Raw genomic sequence first — 14,609 nt, forward strand, 5'->3', positions numbered from 1 at the left:
CTGCCATGTCACACGCTTCCGCTCCCCTGCCCGGCGCCGCACAGGCTGCCGTGGACCCGCGCCAGTTCAAGAGCTTTGCCGAGTTCTATCCGTTCTACCTGCAGGAGCACAGCAACCGCACCTGCCGGCGCCTGCACTTCGTGGGCTCCACGCTGGCGCTGCTGTGCCTGTTCGCGCTGTTTCTGACCGGCAATTTCTGGTTCCTGCTGGGCGGCCTGCTGTTTGGCTACGGCTTTGCCTGGATAGGGCATTTCGGCTTCGAGAAGAACCGGCCCGCCAGCTTCAAGCGCCCGCTCTACAGCTTTCGCGGCGACTGGGTGATGTGGCGCGACATCCTGACGGGCCGCATCCCGCTCTAGACCGGAGCCTGCGGCCTTTGCTCCAGCAGATCGGCCAGCGTCATGCCTGCCAGCCCCGTGCGATCCCACAGTGGCTGCACGGCCGGCGACGGCGCCAGCAGCAGACGCTGCACCAGCGGCTGCAGCGGCGTGCGATGGGGCTCCACCAGCAGCATGTAGCGGGGCTCGGGGCCTTCGCTGGCCGCCACAGTGCCGGGGGCCTGCACCGTGCCCACCCAGTCCAGCACCGACAGCGCCTGCAGCACCGGATCGATCTGCTGCCAGTCCACCCGCAGGCGCCGCGCCAGATCGCTGGCGTACAAGCCCTTGGCGGGCGACTCGCGCTCCTGTGCGAGGTACTGCAGGATCTCCACGGCCATCTCGAACTGCCAGCCCTGCTGGCCCGGCATGCGCTGCACGCCCGCCATCACGATGGGCAGGTAGGCCGTGACCACGGCGCCCAGCAGCACGATGACCCAGGCCATGTAGATCCAGATCAGCAGGATGGGCAGCGTGGCGAAGGTGCCGTAGATGACCGAATAGGTAGGCACCGAGGCCAGGTACAGGCCCAGCGCCTTCTTCGCCAGCTCCATGCAGGTGGCCACGAACAGGCCGCCCACCCAGGCATGGCGCCAGCGCACCGCCGTGTTGGGCACGTAGTGGTACAGGCCCGCCATGCCTGCGGCCAGTGCCAGGAACTCGATGGAATCGAAGATGAAGCGCAAGCCTTCGGGCAGCGCATTGACCAGCCCGCGCGAGGCCGACATCACATAGGACGACAGCACCAGGCTCAGGCCCAGCACCAGGGGGCCCAGCGTGATCGCCGCCCAGTAGATCAGCACGCGCTGGCCCAGCGGCCGCAGCTGGCGCACGCGCCAGATGTTGTTGAGCGTGCGGTCTATGGTGAGGATCAGCGCGACCGCCGTGATCACCAGAATGGAAAAACCGGCCATGCCCAGCTGGCTGGCCTTGGAGGCGAACTGCGTCAGATAGCCCAGCACCTGGCGCGCGATGGTCTCGGGGATCAGGCTGTCGATCAGCCAGCGCTCCAGCACGATCTGCACGCGGGAGAAGATGGGAAACGCCGTGAACAGCGCCAGCGCCACCGTGAAGAAAGGCACCAGGGCCAGCACCGTGGTGAAGGTCAGGCTGCTGGCGGTGACGCCCAGCCGGTCCTCGCGAAAGCGTTCGCGCAGCGTGTGTGCGGTATTGCGCCATGGAAAGCAGCGCCAGCGTTCGCGCCACGATCGCGGCACCGCAGGCTCGGGCGGCTCGGCCAGGGATAGGCTGCGCTCCCGGGCAGGAACGGGCAGCGCCAGGGCGCCATCCTCCAGGCCATCGACGGGCTCCTTTTCGGGGCCGCCGCTCATCGCCCCATCTCCGCCGCAAGGCGCATGTCTGCAGCGGGCGCGGCCATCCAAGCAATCACATGTTCAAAGGTCAAGACCATGGCCGATATGATGCCACCCCGATGACTGATTCCATTTCTCGCCCCGGCGCCGATGTCGCCGCCACCCGCTGGCTGGCGGTCTCCAGCCTCATGGGCCTGATCGTGCTGAGCCTGGCCTGGGAACTGTGGCTGGCGCCCATGCGGCCCGGAGGCTCCTGGCTGGTGCTCAAGGCCCTGCCGCTGGCGATTCCGCTGATCGGCCTGCTCAAGCACCGCATGTACACCTACCGCTGGGTCAGCCTGCTGGTGTGGATCTATTTCACCGAGGGCGTGGTGCGCGCCTGGAGCGACCCCGCGCCCGGGCGCTGGCTGGCGCTGCTCGAAGTTTTCCTGTGCCTGATGCTGTTCACCGCCTGCGCCCTGCATGTGCGCTGGCGCCAGCGCAGCGCGCGCCGCGCGGCCCAGGCGGCCGGCGGCTGAGCCCCCCGTTTTCATGCCTTCACGTCTTTGAAAGAAGTTGCAACATGACTGCACTGCTTGAACGCCTGCGCCAGATCGTCGGCGAAGCCCATGTCCTCACCGAGGGCGACCTCGTGGCCTATGAACAGGACTGGCGCCGCCGCGTGCGCGGCAAGTCCCTGGCCGTGGTACGCCCGGCCAGCACGGCCGAGGTGGCTGCCGTGGTGCGCGAATGCGCGGCCGCAGGCACCAGCATCATCCCGCAGGGCGGAAACACCGGCCTGTCGGTGGGCTCCACGCCGGACGACAGCGGCACGCAGGTCGTGCTCAGCCTCACGCGCATGAATGCCGTGCGCAACATCGACCGCGACAACCTGAGCTTCACCGTCGAGGCCGGCTGCATCCTGCAAAGCCTGCAGGAGCTTGCCGAGAAAGAGGGCCTGCTGTTCCCGCTGTCGCTGGCCGCCGAAGGCAGCTGCACCATTGGCGGCAACCTGGGAACGAACGCGGGCGGCACCCAGGTGGTGCGCTACGGCAACACGCGCGAGCTGTGCCTGGGTCTGGAAGTGGTCACCCCGCAGGGCGAGATCTGGGACGGCCTCAAGGGCCTGCGCAAGGACAACACCGGCTACGACCTGCGCGACCTGTTCATCGGCAGCGAAGGCACGCTGGGCATCATCACCGCCGCCACCATGAAGCTGTTCCCCCAGCCTGCGGCCCAGCTCACGGCCTTCGCCGCCGTGCCCTCCATGGAAGCGGCCGTGCGCCTGCTGGGCATGGCGCACCAGTACCTGGGCGCGGGCCTGACGGGCTTCGAGGTCATGGGCCAGTTCGCTCTGTCGCTGGTGATCAAGCACATGCCCCAGCTGCGCGTGCCCTTTGCCGGGCTGATCGGCGCGCCGCCCTACTACGTGCTGGTCGAGAATTCGGACAGCGAGTCCGAGCAGCATGCGCGCGAGCGTTTCGAGGCGCTGCTGGAGCTGGCCTTCGAGGACGGCTGCGTGCTCGACGCTGTGGTGGCCGAAAGCCTGTCGCAGGCCCATGAGCTGTGGCACATCCGCGAAAGCATTCCGCTGGCCCAGGCTGAGGAAGGCCTGAACATCAAGCACGACATCTCCATCGCCGCATCGCGCATCCCCGCCTTCGTCGAGCACACCGATGCCGTGCTGCAACGCGAGATCCCTGGCGTGCGCCTGGTCAACTTCGGCCACCTGGGCGACGGCAACCTGCACTACAACGTGCAGGCGCCCGAGGGCGGTGACGCCAAGGCCTTCCTCAACGAGCGAGAGCACCTGGTCAACCACCTCGTCTATGAAGCCGTGGCCGAATTCGGCGGCTCGTTCTCGGCCGAGCACGGCGTGGGTGCGCTCAAGGTGGACAAGCTGCAGAAGTACCAGTCCCCCGTGGCGCTGGGCATGATGCGCGCCATCAAGCAGGCGCTGGACCCGCAGGGACTGATGAACCCGGGCTGCATCCTGCCAAGGCAAGCCTCCTGAGCGCAACGCCGCCCCTTCTGGGGCAGCGCCGGGTTTGCACGCGCCGTCCTGAGCCAGGAGCGGCCCGTGCCTGCCTTGTCAGGAAACCGGTTTGGCCTCGATATTGGCCATCGTCTTGTTGACCTGTTCGGGCCAGGCGATATCGGCGCCGGCCGCATCGGAGAAGTCGGACTGTTTGCCGCCGGTGAGCAGCCACACGCGCAGGGCATTGCGGGCGGGATCGATCACGATGGCGCCCATTTCCTCGCCGCCTTGGTGCGGGCGCAGGCCGACGATGCTCCAGACATCTCCTTCCTTGGTCAGCGGGCCCACGGTACGCATATTGCTCAGCAGGGTCGGGTAGCTGGTGCCCAGCAGCGCCTTGAGCCGGTCGGCCAGCACGCCCTGCTCCAGGTAGTTGGTACCGTCGTAGGGATACTTGCCCACGTACTCGGCCAGGCTGTCCAGGCCGGGCTCCCCCGCCTTGGCGGTGGAGGGCATGCGCGTGCGCGCGGGAAACGCCAGCACCAATTCCGGGGCTGGCGCAGCCACATCGAGTGCGACGGACTGCGCGGCCTTGGGAGTCGGGACGGAGGGAGAACGCGGATCGCAGGCTGTCAGCGCCAGCATGGCGACACCCAATGCAACGGCGGCCTGCCAGGGGGAGAGCATGGAAGACATGCGCAAGCTCCTTGTCAAAGCGGATGCGAAAAAAGCGGTGACGCCGGTGCGAAAGCCTGGGCAATGCACCGGCACCAGTCTGCGGGCATTTTCGCACCCGGGGCGCCAGACCTTGTTTCAAGGGGCATGGATACCGTCGGACAAGGCGCCGTATTCATCAAGGGATAATCCGGAAGATGAACACGACTCCAGCGCCCCGCCCAGCCCGCTCCCAGTACGAAGATTTCATGCGCCATGTGTACGAGCACGGCGTGTCCAAGACCGACCGTACCGGCACGGGCACGCGCAGCGTGTTCGGCCACCAGATGCGCTTCGACCTGTCCGAAGGCTTTCCGCTGGTCACCACCAAGAAGGTGCACCTCAAGTCCATCATCCTGGAACTGCTGTGGTTCCTGCGCGGCGACAGCAATGTGCGCTGGCTGCAGGAGCGCGGCTGCACCATCTGGGACGAATGGGCCCGCGAGGACGGCGACCTGGGCCCGGTCTATGGCGTGCAATGGCGCAACTGGCCGACGCCGGACGGCGGCCACATCGACCAGATCGCCGAAGTGGTCAAGCAGCTCAAGAGCAACCCGGACAGCCGCCGCATCATCGTCAGCGCCTGGAACGTGGCGGACCTGCCGCAGATGGCGCTCATGCCCTGCCACGCCTTCTTCCAGTTCTACGTGGCCGACGGCAAGCTCAGCTGCCAGCTGTACCAGCGCAGCGCGGACATCTTCCTGGGCGTTCCCTTCAACATCGCCAGCTACGCGCTGCTGACCCACATGCTGGCCCAGCAATGCGACCTGGAGGTGGGCGACTTCGTCTGGACCGGTGGCGACTGCCACATCTACAACAACCACTTCACCCAGGTCGAGACCCAGCTGGCGCGCCAGCCCTTCGCCTACCCGACGCTGCAGATCAAGCGCCGGCCCGACTCCATCTTCGGCTACGAGTACGAGGACTTCGAGGTCGTCGGCTACCAGCACCACGAGCCCATCAAGGCCCCCGTGGCCGTCTGAGGCAGCAGAAAGACCCGCCCGATGGCCATCCATCTCATCTACGCACGCGCCGCCAACGGCGTCATCGGCAAGGACAATGCCATGCCCTGGCACCTGCCCGAGGACCTGGCGCACTTCAAGCAATTGACCCAGGGCTCGGCCGTGGTCATGGGCCGCAAGACCTGGGACTCGCTGCCGGCCCGCTTCAGGCCGCTGCCCGGGCGCACCAACATCGTGGTCACGCGCCAGGCGGACTGGGCACCCGAGCCAGCCGCCCCCGGCGTGCTGCATGCCACCAGCCTCGAGCAGGCCCTGGCGCTGGGCCGCCAGGCATCCGCCGACGTGTGGGTCATGGGCGGTGCCCAGATCTACGCCCAGGCCCTGCCGCTGGCCGACAGCATCGAGGTGACTGAAATCGAACGCGACTACGAAGGCGACGCCTTCGCGCCCACGCCGGGCCCCGAGTGGCAGGAGGCCTCGCGCAGCCGCCATGTGGCAGCCAATGGCCTGCCCTACAGCTTTGTGCGCCTGCAACGGCGCTGACACGGTCCTGTCGCAAACGGGGCTGGCGGGCACGGCGGGTCTGTGCAAATAATGTCGGTTTTCCAAGCCTGCGCCGTCTTTTGCATCTTTCCGCCATGAGCCTCGTCCAGCCCCTGCCCCCCGGTCCGCTCGACATCGTCGGCGACATCCATGGCGAAGCCGAAGCGCTGGAGCATCTACTGGGGCACATGGGCTACGACGCGCTGGGCCGCCACCCCCAGGGCAGGCGCCTGGTCTTCGTGGGCGACTTCTGCGACCGGGGTCCCGACAGCCCGGGCGTGCTGGCCCGCGTGGTGCCCATGCTGGAGTCGGGCCATGCGCTGGCCGTGCTCGGCAACCACGAAATCAACCTGCTGCGCGAGGATGCCAAGGACGGCTCCGGCTGGTTCTTCGACAGCCGCGTGGCCTCCGACACACCCAAGTACGCCCCGTTCGCACGCATGCCGCTGTGCGATATCCCCGACACCCTGGCCTTGCTGGAGCGGCTGCCCATTGCCATGGAGCGCGAGGACCTGCGCGTGGTCCACGCGGCCTGGCGCCCGCAGCAGATCGCCATGGCGCGCGAGCTGCCACCGGGCAGCGCGCGCAGCGCCTATGACCACTTCGAGGCCGTGGCCGCCCAGCAGGCCCAGGTCAACAAAGTGGCCGAACGCATGCGCGCCGAACGCCGGCAATGGCCGCATGACCTGGAAGACCGCAACTGGCTGCCGCCCTTCCTGCCCGCGCACAGCGAAAGCGAACTGGCCAAGGCCATGGTCAATCCGCTGAAGGTGCTGACCTCGGGCGTGGAGCGCGAATGCCGCAATCCCTTCTACGCGGGCGGCAAGTGGCGCTTCGTCGAGCGCGTGGCCTGGTGGAACGAATATGAGGATGCCCAGGCCGTGGTCGTGGGCCACTACTGGCGGCGCCTGAACCGGGGCGGCCCGTCCTTCCACGGCGCCCAGGCCGAGAACCTGTTCGGCCAGACGGGCCCACTGTCCTGGCACGGCCGGCGCGGCAATGTGTTTTGCGTGGACTACTCGGTCGGCGGCCGCTGGAATGCCCGCCTGGCGGGCGAGGACCCGCAGCAGCGCTTCAAGCTTGCCGCCATGCGCTGGCCTGAGCGCCGCCTGGTGTTCGACGACGGTGCCCAGGCGGACAGCGAGGAGTTCGGCGTTGCGGCGGCCGCTGCCGCATAGCACGCGCCAGATACGCGGCGCTTAGCGTCAGCAGCAGCGAGCGCGGTGCGCCGTAGCAGTTGTTGCCCGACACCGTGTTGAACGAAGGCACGTAGCAGCGCCTGTCCAGCAGGTTGCTGGCGTTGGGCGCCACGCCCAGATGGTGTCCGGCCCCCTCCGAAGAGAGGGGGAAGCGGCGCAGCCGCTCAGGGGTGCCTCAGAACGTTCCGCGCAGCGTCAGCATCACATTGCGTGGCTCGCCATACCAGTTGTTGCCGCCGCTGGTGCCCACCGTGCGGTAGTAGACCTTGTCGAACAGGTTGTTCAGGTTGAGCACGGCCTGCCAGTTGCGGTTGATGCGGTACTGCACGCTGGCATTCCACACGGCATAGCCGCCCTGGCTGAACTTGAAGGGCACGGCCGCACCGTCGAACTTGCCCGTGTCAGGATTGAAGGCATTGGCCGAGCCGCTGACGAAATGCGCGCTCTGGATATTGGCACCACCGCCAATCGTCCATTGCGACAGCTCGCCGGGCAGGCGGTAGGTGCTCCACAGCTTGAACAGATGCTTGGGCGTGACGGAGTGGTAGATGCCTTCGATGCCCGGCGTCTTGTTGTGGTTGCGGTTGAAGGTGTAGCCGGCAAACAGCTGCCAGCCGCGCGCCAGCTCGCCCGAGATCTCGCCTTCCACGCCCTGGCTGACCACCTTGCCCTTGCTCAGCCAGCAGCAGTTCAGGCCCGCGTCGCCGATGTCGGTGTTGGGGTAGGAGGGATCGGCCACGGCCTCGCCATTGCGCTCTATGCGGTACAGGGCCATGGAGGCCATCAGCCGGCCCTCGTTGAACTCGCCCTTGGCGCCCAGCTCGAAATTGCGGCCCTTGATGGGGTCCAGCGGCGTGCCGGGAAAGGGCCCGCCCAGCTTGTCGGCCTGGGACTTGTGGATCTCGGCGACGCTGCCGTAGGCAGTCCAGCGGTCGTCGATGTCGTAGACCAGGCCACCGTAGGGCGTGAAGATGCCGCTCTCGCCATAGGACGACACGATGCGGCTGGTGAGATTGCCGGCCCGGTCGAAGCGCAGCCAGGGCGTCTGCGTGTCGTAGCTGGCGCGGCGCGCGCCGACGATGGCGGTCAGGCGGTCCGTCAGGCTCAGGTTGAGCCGGCCGTACAGGCCTTTCTGCGTGGCGCCATAGCCCGCGAAGCTGCGCGTCTTCCAGACGAAGCTGGGCAGGGGAATGGCGCCCGGGTCGAAGCCGAACACACTGATCCCCCCCGCCGGCGTATCCACCTCGGAGAGAAAGGTGTCCTGCGTGTCGCGGATCTTGACCCAGTCCGCGCCCAAAAGCAGCCGGTGCCTGCGCCCCAGCAGGGAGAACGTTCCGCTGACGTTGGCATCCAGCGCCTTCTTGGTGGAATAGAAATCGTTGGAGAACCCGCTGAGCGCCGCGCCCAGGCCGGTCGAGGGGTCCACCGCCCCGGACATGTCCGCCAGACGGCTGTCGCTGTCGACCTTGACGTAGTTGGCATGGGCACGGACGCGCCAGTCGCCTTGCAGCCGTTGCTCCAGCTGCGCAAACAGTTCCTTGTTGGTTCTGTCGTAGTGGCCCCAGCCCGCCATCAGCGCCGTGCTGCGCGGCAGGTGCAGATCGTCGCCATTGGCCGCGCGCGGCAGGCCGCTGCGCCAGGGCAGGCTGGCCGACTTGTCGTAGCTGCCGCCCAGGGTCAGCTTGGTCGCAGGCGTGAGATCGGCTTCCACAATGCCGTAGAGCAAGGTGTTGCGCGCATCGGCGTAGTCATAGAAGAACTCGCGGTCGCTGTGCGCCAGCACGGCGCGGCCGCGCACCCGGCCATCGGCGGCCAGCGGGCCGGCCACATCGACTTCGGCCCGGCGCTGGTTCCAGCTGCCCACCGAGGCCGAGGCCAGCACCTGCGGCTGTGCCGTGGGGCGCTTTCTCACCAGGTTGATGGAGCCGCCGGGCTCGCCATTGCCGCTGTACAGGCCGTCCGCGCCGCGGATCACCTGCACGCTGTCGTACATGGCCATGTTGGGGTCGAAGGTGCCCTGGCTGAAGGCGTCCACCGCCGCTCCGTCGATCTGGACATTGCTGATCTGGAAGCCCCGCGCGTAAAAGCTGTTGGCCGTGCCGCCCAGGCCACCCGAGCCCGCGTAGTCCACCGTCACGCCCGTGGTCTGCTGCATCACGTCGCCCACGGAGACCAGGCCCTGGTCCTCGATGCGCTGGCGCGTGACCACGGAGATGGACTGCGGCGTCTCGCGCACGCTCTGCCCCTTGCCCAGCGACACGCGCGAGGCCGCATAGGAGCCCGAACCCTCCGTGGTATCGCCAGCGTGCGCCTGGGCCGTGACCAGCACCGTGCCCAGCGCAGCATCGGCTGCCGGCGACGGCTCCCTGGCCGGGGCCTTCAGCGTGTAGGCGCCCGGTACGGCATCGATCACGGTCACGCCGGTGCCGGCCAGCAGCCGGTCCAGCGCCTGGCGCGGCGTGAAGCGGCCCTGCAAGGCCGGCGAAGTGCGGCCTGCAACGATCTGCGGATCGAACAGCACCTGGTGCTGGGCCTGCTGCGTGAACTGGCGCAGCGCGCCGGCCAGCGGCTGGGGCGCGATGCTGAAGGCCAGCTCCCCTGCCTGCCCCGCCTGCCCCGCCTGCACGGACGATGGCTGCTGCGCCTGCACCGCAGGCTGCGCCAGCGCAACCAGGGCTGCGGCCACCAGCGACGGCATCCTTGCCCGCCGCCATGGCCTGCCCCGGTGCTGAAACTCTCCTCCCCAAATGCCCGCGCCCATGGCGGCGCTGCCGTGTTCTTTTCCTGCTTGCATCCCTGCTCCTGCTGCACTGTGTCCATTGCCCGCTGTCGCGGTGTGCGCGGTGGGTGGCAGGCAGACAGTCGAGCGTCCACCCGCCACGCGCGTGCGCGGCCGTCGCGGTTGTTGGCTGAGCTGTGCACTGGGCAGCGGCCTGGCTGGCAACCATGGAGGCGCGAGAAAACCCGGCCTCCATGAAGGTAAAACCCGCTACCGCGCCAAAGTGGGAACGTGGACGAACCGAGAAAGCGGGTTGTTTACATTAATTTACAAATAGACAATACACTCAATGCGCCGAGATCCGCCAGCCGCCCTGCGCTTCGGCCTGCACACGCACCGGCAACAAGTGCGGCAACGAGCGCAGAAACACCTCGGGCTTGCCGGTCAGCGCCACGCCGGACACGGACAGCGCGGCCAGCCGCGCATCGCCGTCCACCCGTACGGGCTGGCCCAGGTAGCGCGACAGATCGGCGGCGACCTCGGCCAGCGTTGCCTGCTGGAACACCATCTGGCCGCTGCGCCAGTCGCCCACCGTGTCCGCGCCGGCCGCCAGCGGATGCTGCGTGCCGTCGCGGGCATCGACGGACATGCCGGCACCCGCGCCCAGCAGCAGGCGCCTGCCGTCCGCAGCATGGCGGTCGGGACGCAGTTCCACCTTGCCCTCCAGCACCTTGACCACCAGCGCTGGCGGCCCGGCGCGCACATTGAAGGCCGTGCCCACCACGCGGACCTGGCTGGCGCCGCTGTCCACGGTGAAGGGCCGCGAGCGGTCGGCGGCGACCTGGAAGAAGGCCTCGCCCTGGTCCAGCACCGTCTCGCGGCGGCGCGGGTAGTAGCGCACCTGCAGCCTGGAGGAAAAATTCAGCGTGACCCGCGTGCCATCGGGCAGTTCGGCCTCGCGCACCTCGCCGGGGCCGGTGGCCATCTCGATCACATGGCTTGCGTGGTTGTCCCAGGCATACCAGCCGCCGCCCAGGGCCAGCGTCGTGACCAGAGCCACCGACAGCAACGCCGGCATCAGGCCGCGGCGTGTGCGCTGACGTGCCGGCGCGGGCAAGTGGGCCTGTGTCTGCGCACGCGGCCCGCTCGCCCTGGCTTGCGGCGCAGCAGCCGCGTCGCAGGCCAGCACCGGCCTGGGCAACTGCTGCAGGTCCAGCACCGTGCGCCCCAGGCTCTCGAAGATGCTGCGGTGCTGCGGGTCGGCGGCCAGCCAGGCGTCGAGTTCGCGCTCGTCGGCGCCGGTCCAGTCGGCTTCACGGCGGCGGGCGAAGTAGTCGGCGGCGCGGGCGTGCAGTCGCAGGCGTTGCGGGGTCAGCGTCATTCCCGGCCCTCCCCGTCCGTCGCGGCCTGCGCCAGCAGGCCCTGCATCAGGCGCATGTCTTCGGCGCTGCCGTACTGCACGCGCAGCTCGCAATAGGCCATGGCCAGCGTCACATGGTTGTGCACCATGCGGCGCGAAATGCCCATGCGCTGCGCCACCTCGGTCTGCGTGAGCCCGTCGATGCTGTGCAGCACGAAGGCCTCGCGGCGACGCTCGGGCAGCTCGGCCATGGCCTGCTCCAGCCGGCACAGGCGCTCGCGGTGGTGCGCCGCCTGCAGGGGGTCCGAGCCTTCGCCGGCCGGCAGTTGCTGCGCCAGCTCCATGTGTTCATCCAGCGAGACCGATTCGCGCCCCGGCGCGCCCTCCGAGCGGCGCCAGGCATCGTGCGATACATGGCGGGCGATCACGCGCAGATAGGGCTCCTGCTCCTCGGGCGGCAGGGCCTTGCCCGAGGCCGCATAGCGCACGAAGACCTCCTGCACCGCATCCTCGGCATCCTCGCGGTTGCGCATCTGCCGGCCCAGCAGGCGGCGCAGAGGCTGGTGCCAGCGCGCATACACGCGGGCCAGCAGCGAGGGGGCGGCATCATCGTCCGCGCCAGGCACGCGCGCGCTCACGGGCAGGCTCCCGGCACAGCGGTCTGGACGCGGGCAGGCAAGCCAGCATGGGAAACGGACAGGACGAAGAAGAACGGCACGGGCGGCGATTGTACTGAGAATGGTTCTCATCAACACCCTTTCGGCCGGCACGCGCCATGCGATGCGGGTGCTGCGGATGCCTTACCGGCCCGCTGCCCCATGCAGCGCCACCAGCGTGGGCACCACCCAGTTCGGCGCAGGCTGCGCCCCGTCGAAGCACTGGTCCTCGGACGGCACGGCGATGACGGTCATGCCGGCCTGCCGCGCCGCATGTGTTCCCGAGACCGAGTCCTCGAACACCAGGCAGCGCCCGGCCGGCACGCCCAGGCGTTGCGCCGCGAAGTGGTAGATGTCGGGCGCGGGCTTGCCGCGCACCACCTGCTCGGCCGAGACGATGGCGTCGAACGCCGGCCGCAGGCCCAGCGCATCCAGGGTGTGGTGGCACAAAGACAAAGGAGAGTTCGAGGCCAGCGCCACGCGCCAGCCCAGTGCGCGGCAGGCGCCCAGTGTTTCGCGCACGCCGGGCAGGGCCTGCCCATGCGCGCTGACCAGGGCCGCCACGCGCGCGACCACGCGGCTCTCCAGCTCGCGCTGGCTGGGCCCCTGCCAGGGCCGGTGGGCATACCAGTGCGCGGCAACCTGCGCCGTGGTCATGGGCGCCGTCACGCGGGACATCTCGGCCGTGATGTCGATGCCGACCTCGGCAAAGGACTCTCGTTCGGCACGCTTCCAGAAGGGCTCGGAGTCTATGAGCAGGCCGTCCATGTCGAAGATGGCGGCGCCGAATCCGGCCTGGCCAAGGCCTGCGAACGAGGGAGCGGCTTCAGGGATTTGCATGGCGCGCATGCTAGCGCAGGCGGCAAGTGAAAGCAGTTGCTGTTAGCCTGTGCCGGCTGGCGATGGATGCAGATGCATGCGATTGCCAGCCCTTCACAATCCTTAGCGAGCCCGCAATGACCAGCCCCCTGTACACCGCCTCCATTCCCGTCCTGCAGCAGATGCTGAAGGCCCTGTCCGACGTGCTCAAAAAGGCCGAGGAACACGCCGCGCAGAAGAACATCGATCCCGACGCCCTGCTGCAGGCCCGCCTGTTCCCCGACATGTTCCCGCTGGTGCGCCAGGTGCAGATTGCTGCGGACTTCGCCAAGGGCATCGCCTCGCGCCTGGCCGGCGCCGAGGTGCCTTCGTGGCCCGACACGCAGACCAGCTTTGCCGAACTGCAGGCGCTGATCACCAAGGCGCTGGACCATGTGGGCTCGTTCGCACCCGAGCAGTTCGCGCAAAGCGAGTCCCGCGAGATCGTGCTGCGCCCCGGCACGCCCAAGGAAAAGAAGCTGACCGCCAGCGCCTACCTGCTGCACTACGGCCTGCCGCAGTTCTTCTTCCATGTGACCACCGCCTATGCCCTGCTGCGCCACAACGGCGTCGAGGTCGGCAAGCGCGACTACATGGGCAGCTACTGAGCGTGCCGGGGCCGGTCTGGCCAGCGCTTCACTGCGCGGCCAGATCCCGGCCTCGCGTCTCCGGCAGGCACATGGCAAACAACACCACCATCACGTAGCCCGCCGTGGCGCAGATGCCGATGGCCATGCCCAGCGACAGGCCCAGCCGGTCGCTGAGCACGCCCACCAGCGCAGGGAAGGTGGCCCCGATGCCGCGGCCGAAGTTGTAGCAAAAGCCCTGGCCGGAGCCTCGCAGTTCGTTGGGGAACAGCTCGGCCAGGAAGGCTCCGGCGCCGCTGAAGATGCCCGACATGAAAAAGCCCAGCGGAAAGCCCAGCACCAGCATCCAGGCATCGGTGATGGGCAGCAGCGTATAGGCATAGGCCAGGCTGCCGGCGCCGATGGCGAACAGCGTGAAGGCCAGGCGCCGGCCCAGCCGGTCGGAGGCGTAGGCACCGCACAGGTAGCCTGCAAAGGCGCCGAAGATGAACATGAACTGGTAGCCGCCCGAGCCCAGCACCGTCAGGTGGCGCTCGTTCTTCAGGAAGGTGGGCAGCCACACGGCAATGGCGTAGTAGCCGCCCTGCATGCCGGTGAACATCAGGCTGGCCAGCACCGTGGTCTTGAGCATGCCGCCCTTGAAGATGTCCAGGAAGTGCCCGCTGCGCTCGCCCCGGCCCACGGCGGCGCGGGTCTTCAGGTAGACCTCGGGGTCCTTGACGGAACGGCGGATGAACAGGATCAACAGGGCCGGCAGCAGGCCCAGCAGGAACATGGCCCGCCATGAGATCTCGGGCGGCAGAAACGAGAACAGCGCCATGGACACCAGCACGGCCGCCCCCCAGCCTATAGCCCAGCTGCTTTGCACCAGCCCCACCGCCTTGCCACGGAAAGCCGGCCGTATGGTCTCGGCGATCAGCACCGAGCCCACGGCCCATTCGCCGCCAAAGCCCAGCCCCTGCAGCGTGCGGGCCAGCAGCAACTGGCCCGGCGTCTGCGCCAGGCCGCAGGCGAAGGTGAAAAGCGCGAACACGAGGATGGTCCACTGCAGCACACGCACGCGCCCGTAGCGGTCCGCCAGGATGCCGGCCATCCATCCGCCGATGGCCGAGGCCACCAGCGTCGAGGTGCCGATCAGGCCGACCTCGGTCTTGCTCATGCCCCACAGCGACAGCAGGATCGGGGTGACCAGGGGCAGCGTGTAGTAGTCGAAGGCGTCCACGGCATAGCCGCCGAACGAGGCCGTCAGCGCCCGCTTTTCCTTGGGCTCGAGCTGGCCCAGCCAGTGGCCCCGGGGCTGCTCTGCGGCCAGGGTCCTTGCGTTGTCAAGGCTTGTCATTTGTTGTCTCCTTGCACTTCGGCTG

The 14,609-nt window shown here is 68.3% G+C and carries 14 protein-coding genes; 7 read left to right on the forward strand and 7 right to left on the reverse strand.

Translation table 11 applies throughout. The annotated features are described in order from the left end of the window. Positions 1–5 precede the first annotated feature (5 nt). Entirely contained in the window at positions 6–359 is a 354-nt protein-coding gene (locus ACF8ML_RS19720; protein ID WP_016447505.1) for an Mpo1-like protein, read from the forward strand. Here the strand turns inward: ACF8ML_RS19720 and ACF8ML_RS19725 are convergent. Then, positions 356–1,708: a YihY family inner membrane protein gene (locus ACF8ML_RS19725; RefSeq protein WP_374007220.1), complete on the reverse strand. Its 1,353-nt coding sequence runs from the start codon at positions 1,706–1,708 to the stop codon at positions 356–358. The genes ACF8ML_RS19720 and ACF8ML_RS19725 overlap by 4 nt on opposite strands. A 101-nt stretch (positions 1,709–1,809) precedes the next feature. Between ACF8ML_RS19725 and ACF8ML_RS19730 the strand changes: the two genes are divergently transcribed. Continuing rightward, positions 1,810–2,208: a DUF2069 domain-containing protein gene (locus tag ACF8ML_RS19730; RefSeq protein ID WP_016451330.1), complete on the forward strand. Its 399-nt coding sequence runs from the start codon at positions 1,810–1,812 to the stop codon at positions 2,206–2,208. Between the two features lie 44 nt (positions 2,209–2,252). Then, positions 2,253–3,683: an FAD-binding oxidoreductase gene (locus tag ACF8ML_RS19735; protein ID WP_017406726.1), complete on the forward strand. Its 1,431-nt coding sequence runs from the start codon at positions 2,253–2,255 to the stop codon at positions 3,681–3,683. A gap of 78 nt (positions 3,684–3,761) precedes the next feature. On the opposite strand, the gene ACF8ML_RS19740 is transcribed toward ACF8ML_RS19735, so the two are convergent. Continuing rightward, entirely contained in the window at positions 3,762–4,343 is a 582-nt protein-coding gene (locus ACF8ML_RS19740; RefSeq protein ID WP_016447509.1) for a hypothetical protein, read from the reverse strand. Between the two features lie 176 nt (positions 4,344–4,519). On the opposite strand from ACF8ML_RS19740, the gene ACF8ML_RS19745 reads away from it, so the two are divergent. From ACF8ML_RS19745 to ACF8ML_RS19755, 3 genes are all read left to right on the forward strand, one after another. Then, a complete protein-coding gene (locus ACF8ML_RS19745; protein WP_034400291.1) occupies positions 4,520–5,344 on the forward strand; it encodes a thymidylate synthase in 825 nt (274 codons plus the stop codon). 21 nt (positions 5,345–5,365) lie between these two features. Then, positions 5,366–5,866 carry a dihydrofolate reductase gene (locus ACF8ML_RS19750; protein WP_017406729.1) on the forward strand — a complete coding sequence of 167 codons (501 nt, stop codon included), beginning with the start codon at positions 5,366–5,368 and terminating at the stop codon, positions 5,864–5,866. 95 nt (positions 5,867–5,961) lie between these two features. Continuing rightward, the gene (locus ACF8ML_RS19755) at positions 5,962–7,044 is read left to right on the forward strand and encodes a metallophosphoesterase (RefSeq protein ID WP_392407727.1); all 1,083 of its coding nucleotides are present in this window, start codon (positions 5,962–5,964) and stop codon (positions 7,042–7,044) included. Positions 7,045–7,240: 196 nt separating this feature from the next. Here ACF8ML_RS19755 and ACF8ML_RS19760 read toward each other — a convergent pair whose 3' ends face one another. The 4 genes from ACF8ML_RS19760 to hxpB all read right to left on the reverse strand — a co-directional run bounded on the left by ACF8ML_RS19760 (position 7,241) and on the right by hxpB (position 12,640). Then, positions 7,241–9,859 (reverse strand): TonB-dependent siderophore receptor, encoded by a 2,619-nt coding sequence (locus ACF8ML_RS19760; protein ID WP_392407728.1) that lies wholly within the window; start codon positions 9,857–9,859, stop codon positions 7,241–7,243. 271 nt (positions 9,860–10,130) lie between these two features. Further along, positions 10,131–11,165 carry a FecR family protein gene (locus ACF8ML_RS19765; RefSeq protein WP_392407729.1) on the reverse strand — a complete coding sequence of 345 codons (1,035 nt, stop codon included), beginning with the start codon at positions 11,163–11,165 and terminating at the stop codon, positions 10,131–10,133. After that, complete coding sequence (locus tag ACF8ML_RS19770; protein WP_016451324.1) at positions 11,162–11,782, reverse strand: RNA polymerase sigma factor; 621 nt, start codon at positions 11,780–11,782, stop codon at positions 11,162–11,164. The genes ACF8ML_RS19765 and ACF8ML_RS19770 overlap by 4 nt, the downstream gene beginning before the upstream one ends. A gap of 162 nt (positions 11,783–11,944) precedes the next feature. Beyond that, positions 11,945–12,640, reverse strand: coding sequence for a hexitol phosphatase HxpB (gene hxpB / locus ACF8ML_RS19775; protein ID WP_310041352.1), 696 nt, complete (start codon positions 12,638–12,640; stop codon positions 11,945–11,947). A gap of 116 nt (positions 12,641–12,756) precedes the next feature. Here hxpB and ACF8ML_RS19780 point away from each other — a divergent pair, with 116 nt between their 5' ends. After that, positions 12,757–13,266: a DUF1993 domain-containing protein gene (locus tag ACF8ML_RS19780; RefSeq protein ID WP_310041351.1), complete on the forward strand. Its 510-nt coding sequence runs from the start codon at positions 12,757–12,759 to the stop codon at positions 13,264–13,266. A 28-nt stretch (positions 13,267–13,294) separates the two neighbouring features. On the opposite strand, the gene ACF8ML_RS19785 is transcribed toward ACF8ML_RS19780, so the two are convergent. Then, entirely contained in the window at positions 13,295–14,584 is a 1,290-nt protein-coding gene (locus ACF8ML_RS19785) for an MFS transporter (protein WP_017406734.1), read from the reverse strand. Between the last annotated feature and the right edge of the window lie 25 nt (positions 14,585–14,609).

The organism is Delftia sp. WSY_10 (assembly GCF_043104705.1).
Taxonomy (GTDB): Bacteria; Pseudomonadota; Gammaproteobacteria; order Burkholderiales; family Burkholderiaceae_C; genus Comamonas; species Comamonas tsuruhatensis.

What these genes read in the sequence shown, in the direction of transcription:
- ACF8ML_RS19720 (WP_016447505.1), top strand. Translation starts at nt 6, where the DNA reads ATGTCACACGCTTCCGCTCCCCTGCCCGGCGCCGCACAGGCTGCCGTG.
- ACF8ML_RS19725 (WP_374007220.1), bottom strand. Translation starts at nt 1,708, where the DNA reads ATGAGCGGCGGCCCCGAAAAGGAGCCCGTCGATGGCCTGGAGGATGGC.
- ACF8ML_RS19730 (WP_016451330.1), top strand. Translation starts at nt 1,810, where the DNA reads ATGACTGATTCCATTTCTCGCCCCGGCGCCGATGTCGCCGCCACCCGC.
- ACF8ML_RS19735 (WP_017406726.1), top strand. Translation starts at nt 2,253, where the DNA reads ATGACTGCACTGCTTGAACGCCTGCGCCAGATCGTCGGCGAAGCCCAT.
- ACF8ML_RS19740 (WP_016447509.1), bottom strand. Translation starts at nt 4,343, where the DNA reads ATGTCTTCCATGCTCTCCCCCTGGCAGGCCGCCGTTGCATTGGGTGTC.
- ACF8ML_RS19745 (WP_034400291.1), top strand. Translation starts at nt 4,520, where the DNA reads ATGAACACGACTCCAGCGCCCCGCCCAGCCCGCTCCCAGTACGAAGAT.
- ACF8ML_RS19750 (WP_017406729.1), top strand. Translation starts at nt 5,366, where the DNA reads ATGGCCATCCATCTCATCTACGCACGCGCCGCCAACGGCGTCATCGGC.
- ACF8ML_RS19755 (WP_392407727.1), top strand. Translation starts at nt 5,962, where the DNA reads ATGAGCCTCGTCCAGCCCCTGCCCCCCGGTCCGCTCGACATCGTCGGC.
- ACF8ML_RS19760 (WP_392407728.1), bottom strand. Translation starts at nt 9,859, where the DNA reads ATGCAAGCAGGAAAAGAACACGGCAGCGCCGCCATGGGCGCGGGCATT.
- ACF8ML_RS19765 (WP_392407729.1), bottom strand. Translation starts at nt 11,165, where the DNA reads ATGACGCTGACCCCGCAACGCCTGCGACTGCACGCCCGCGCCGCCGAC.
- hxpB (WP_310041352.1), bottom strand. Translation starts at nt 12,640, where the DNA reads ATGCAAATCCCTGAAGCCGCTCCCTCGTTCGCAGGCCTTGGCCAGGCC.
- ACF8ML_RS19780 (WP_310041351.1), top strand. Translation starts at nt 12,757, where the DNA reads ATGACCAGCCCCCTGTACACCGCCTCCATTCCCGTCCTGCAGCAGATG.
- ACF8ML_RS19785 (WP_017406734.1), bottom strand. Translation starts at nt 14,584, where the DNA reads ATGACAAGCCTTGACAACGCAAGGACCCTGGCCGCAGAGCAGCCCCGG.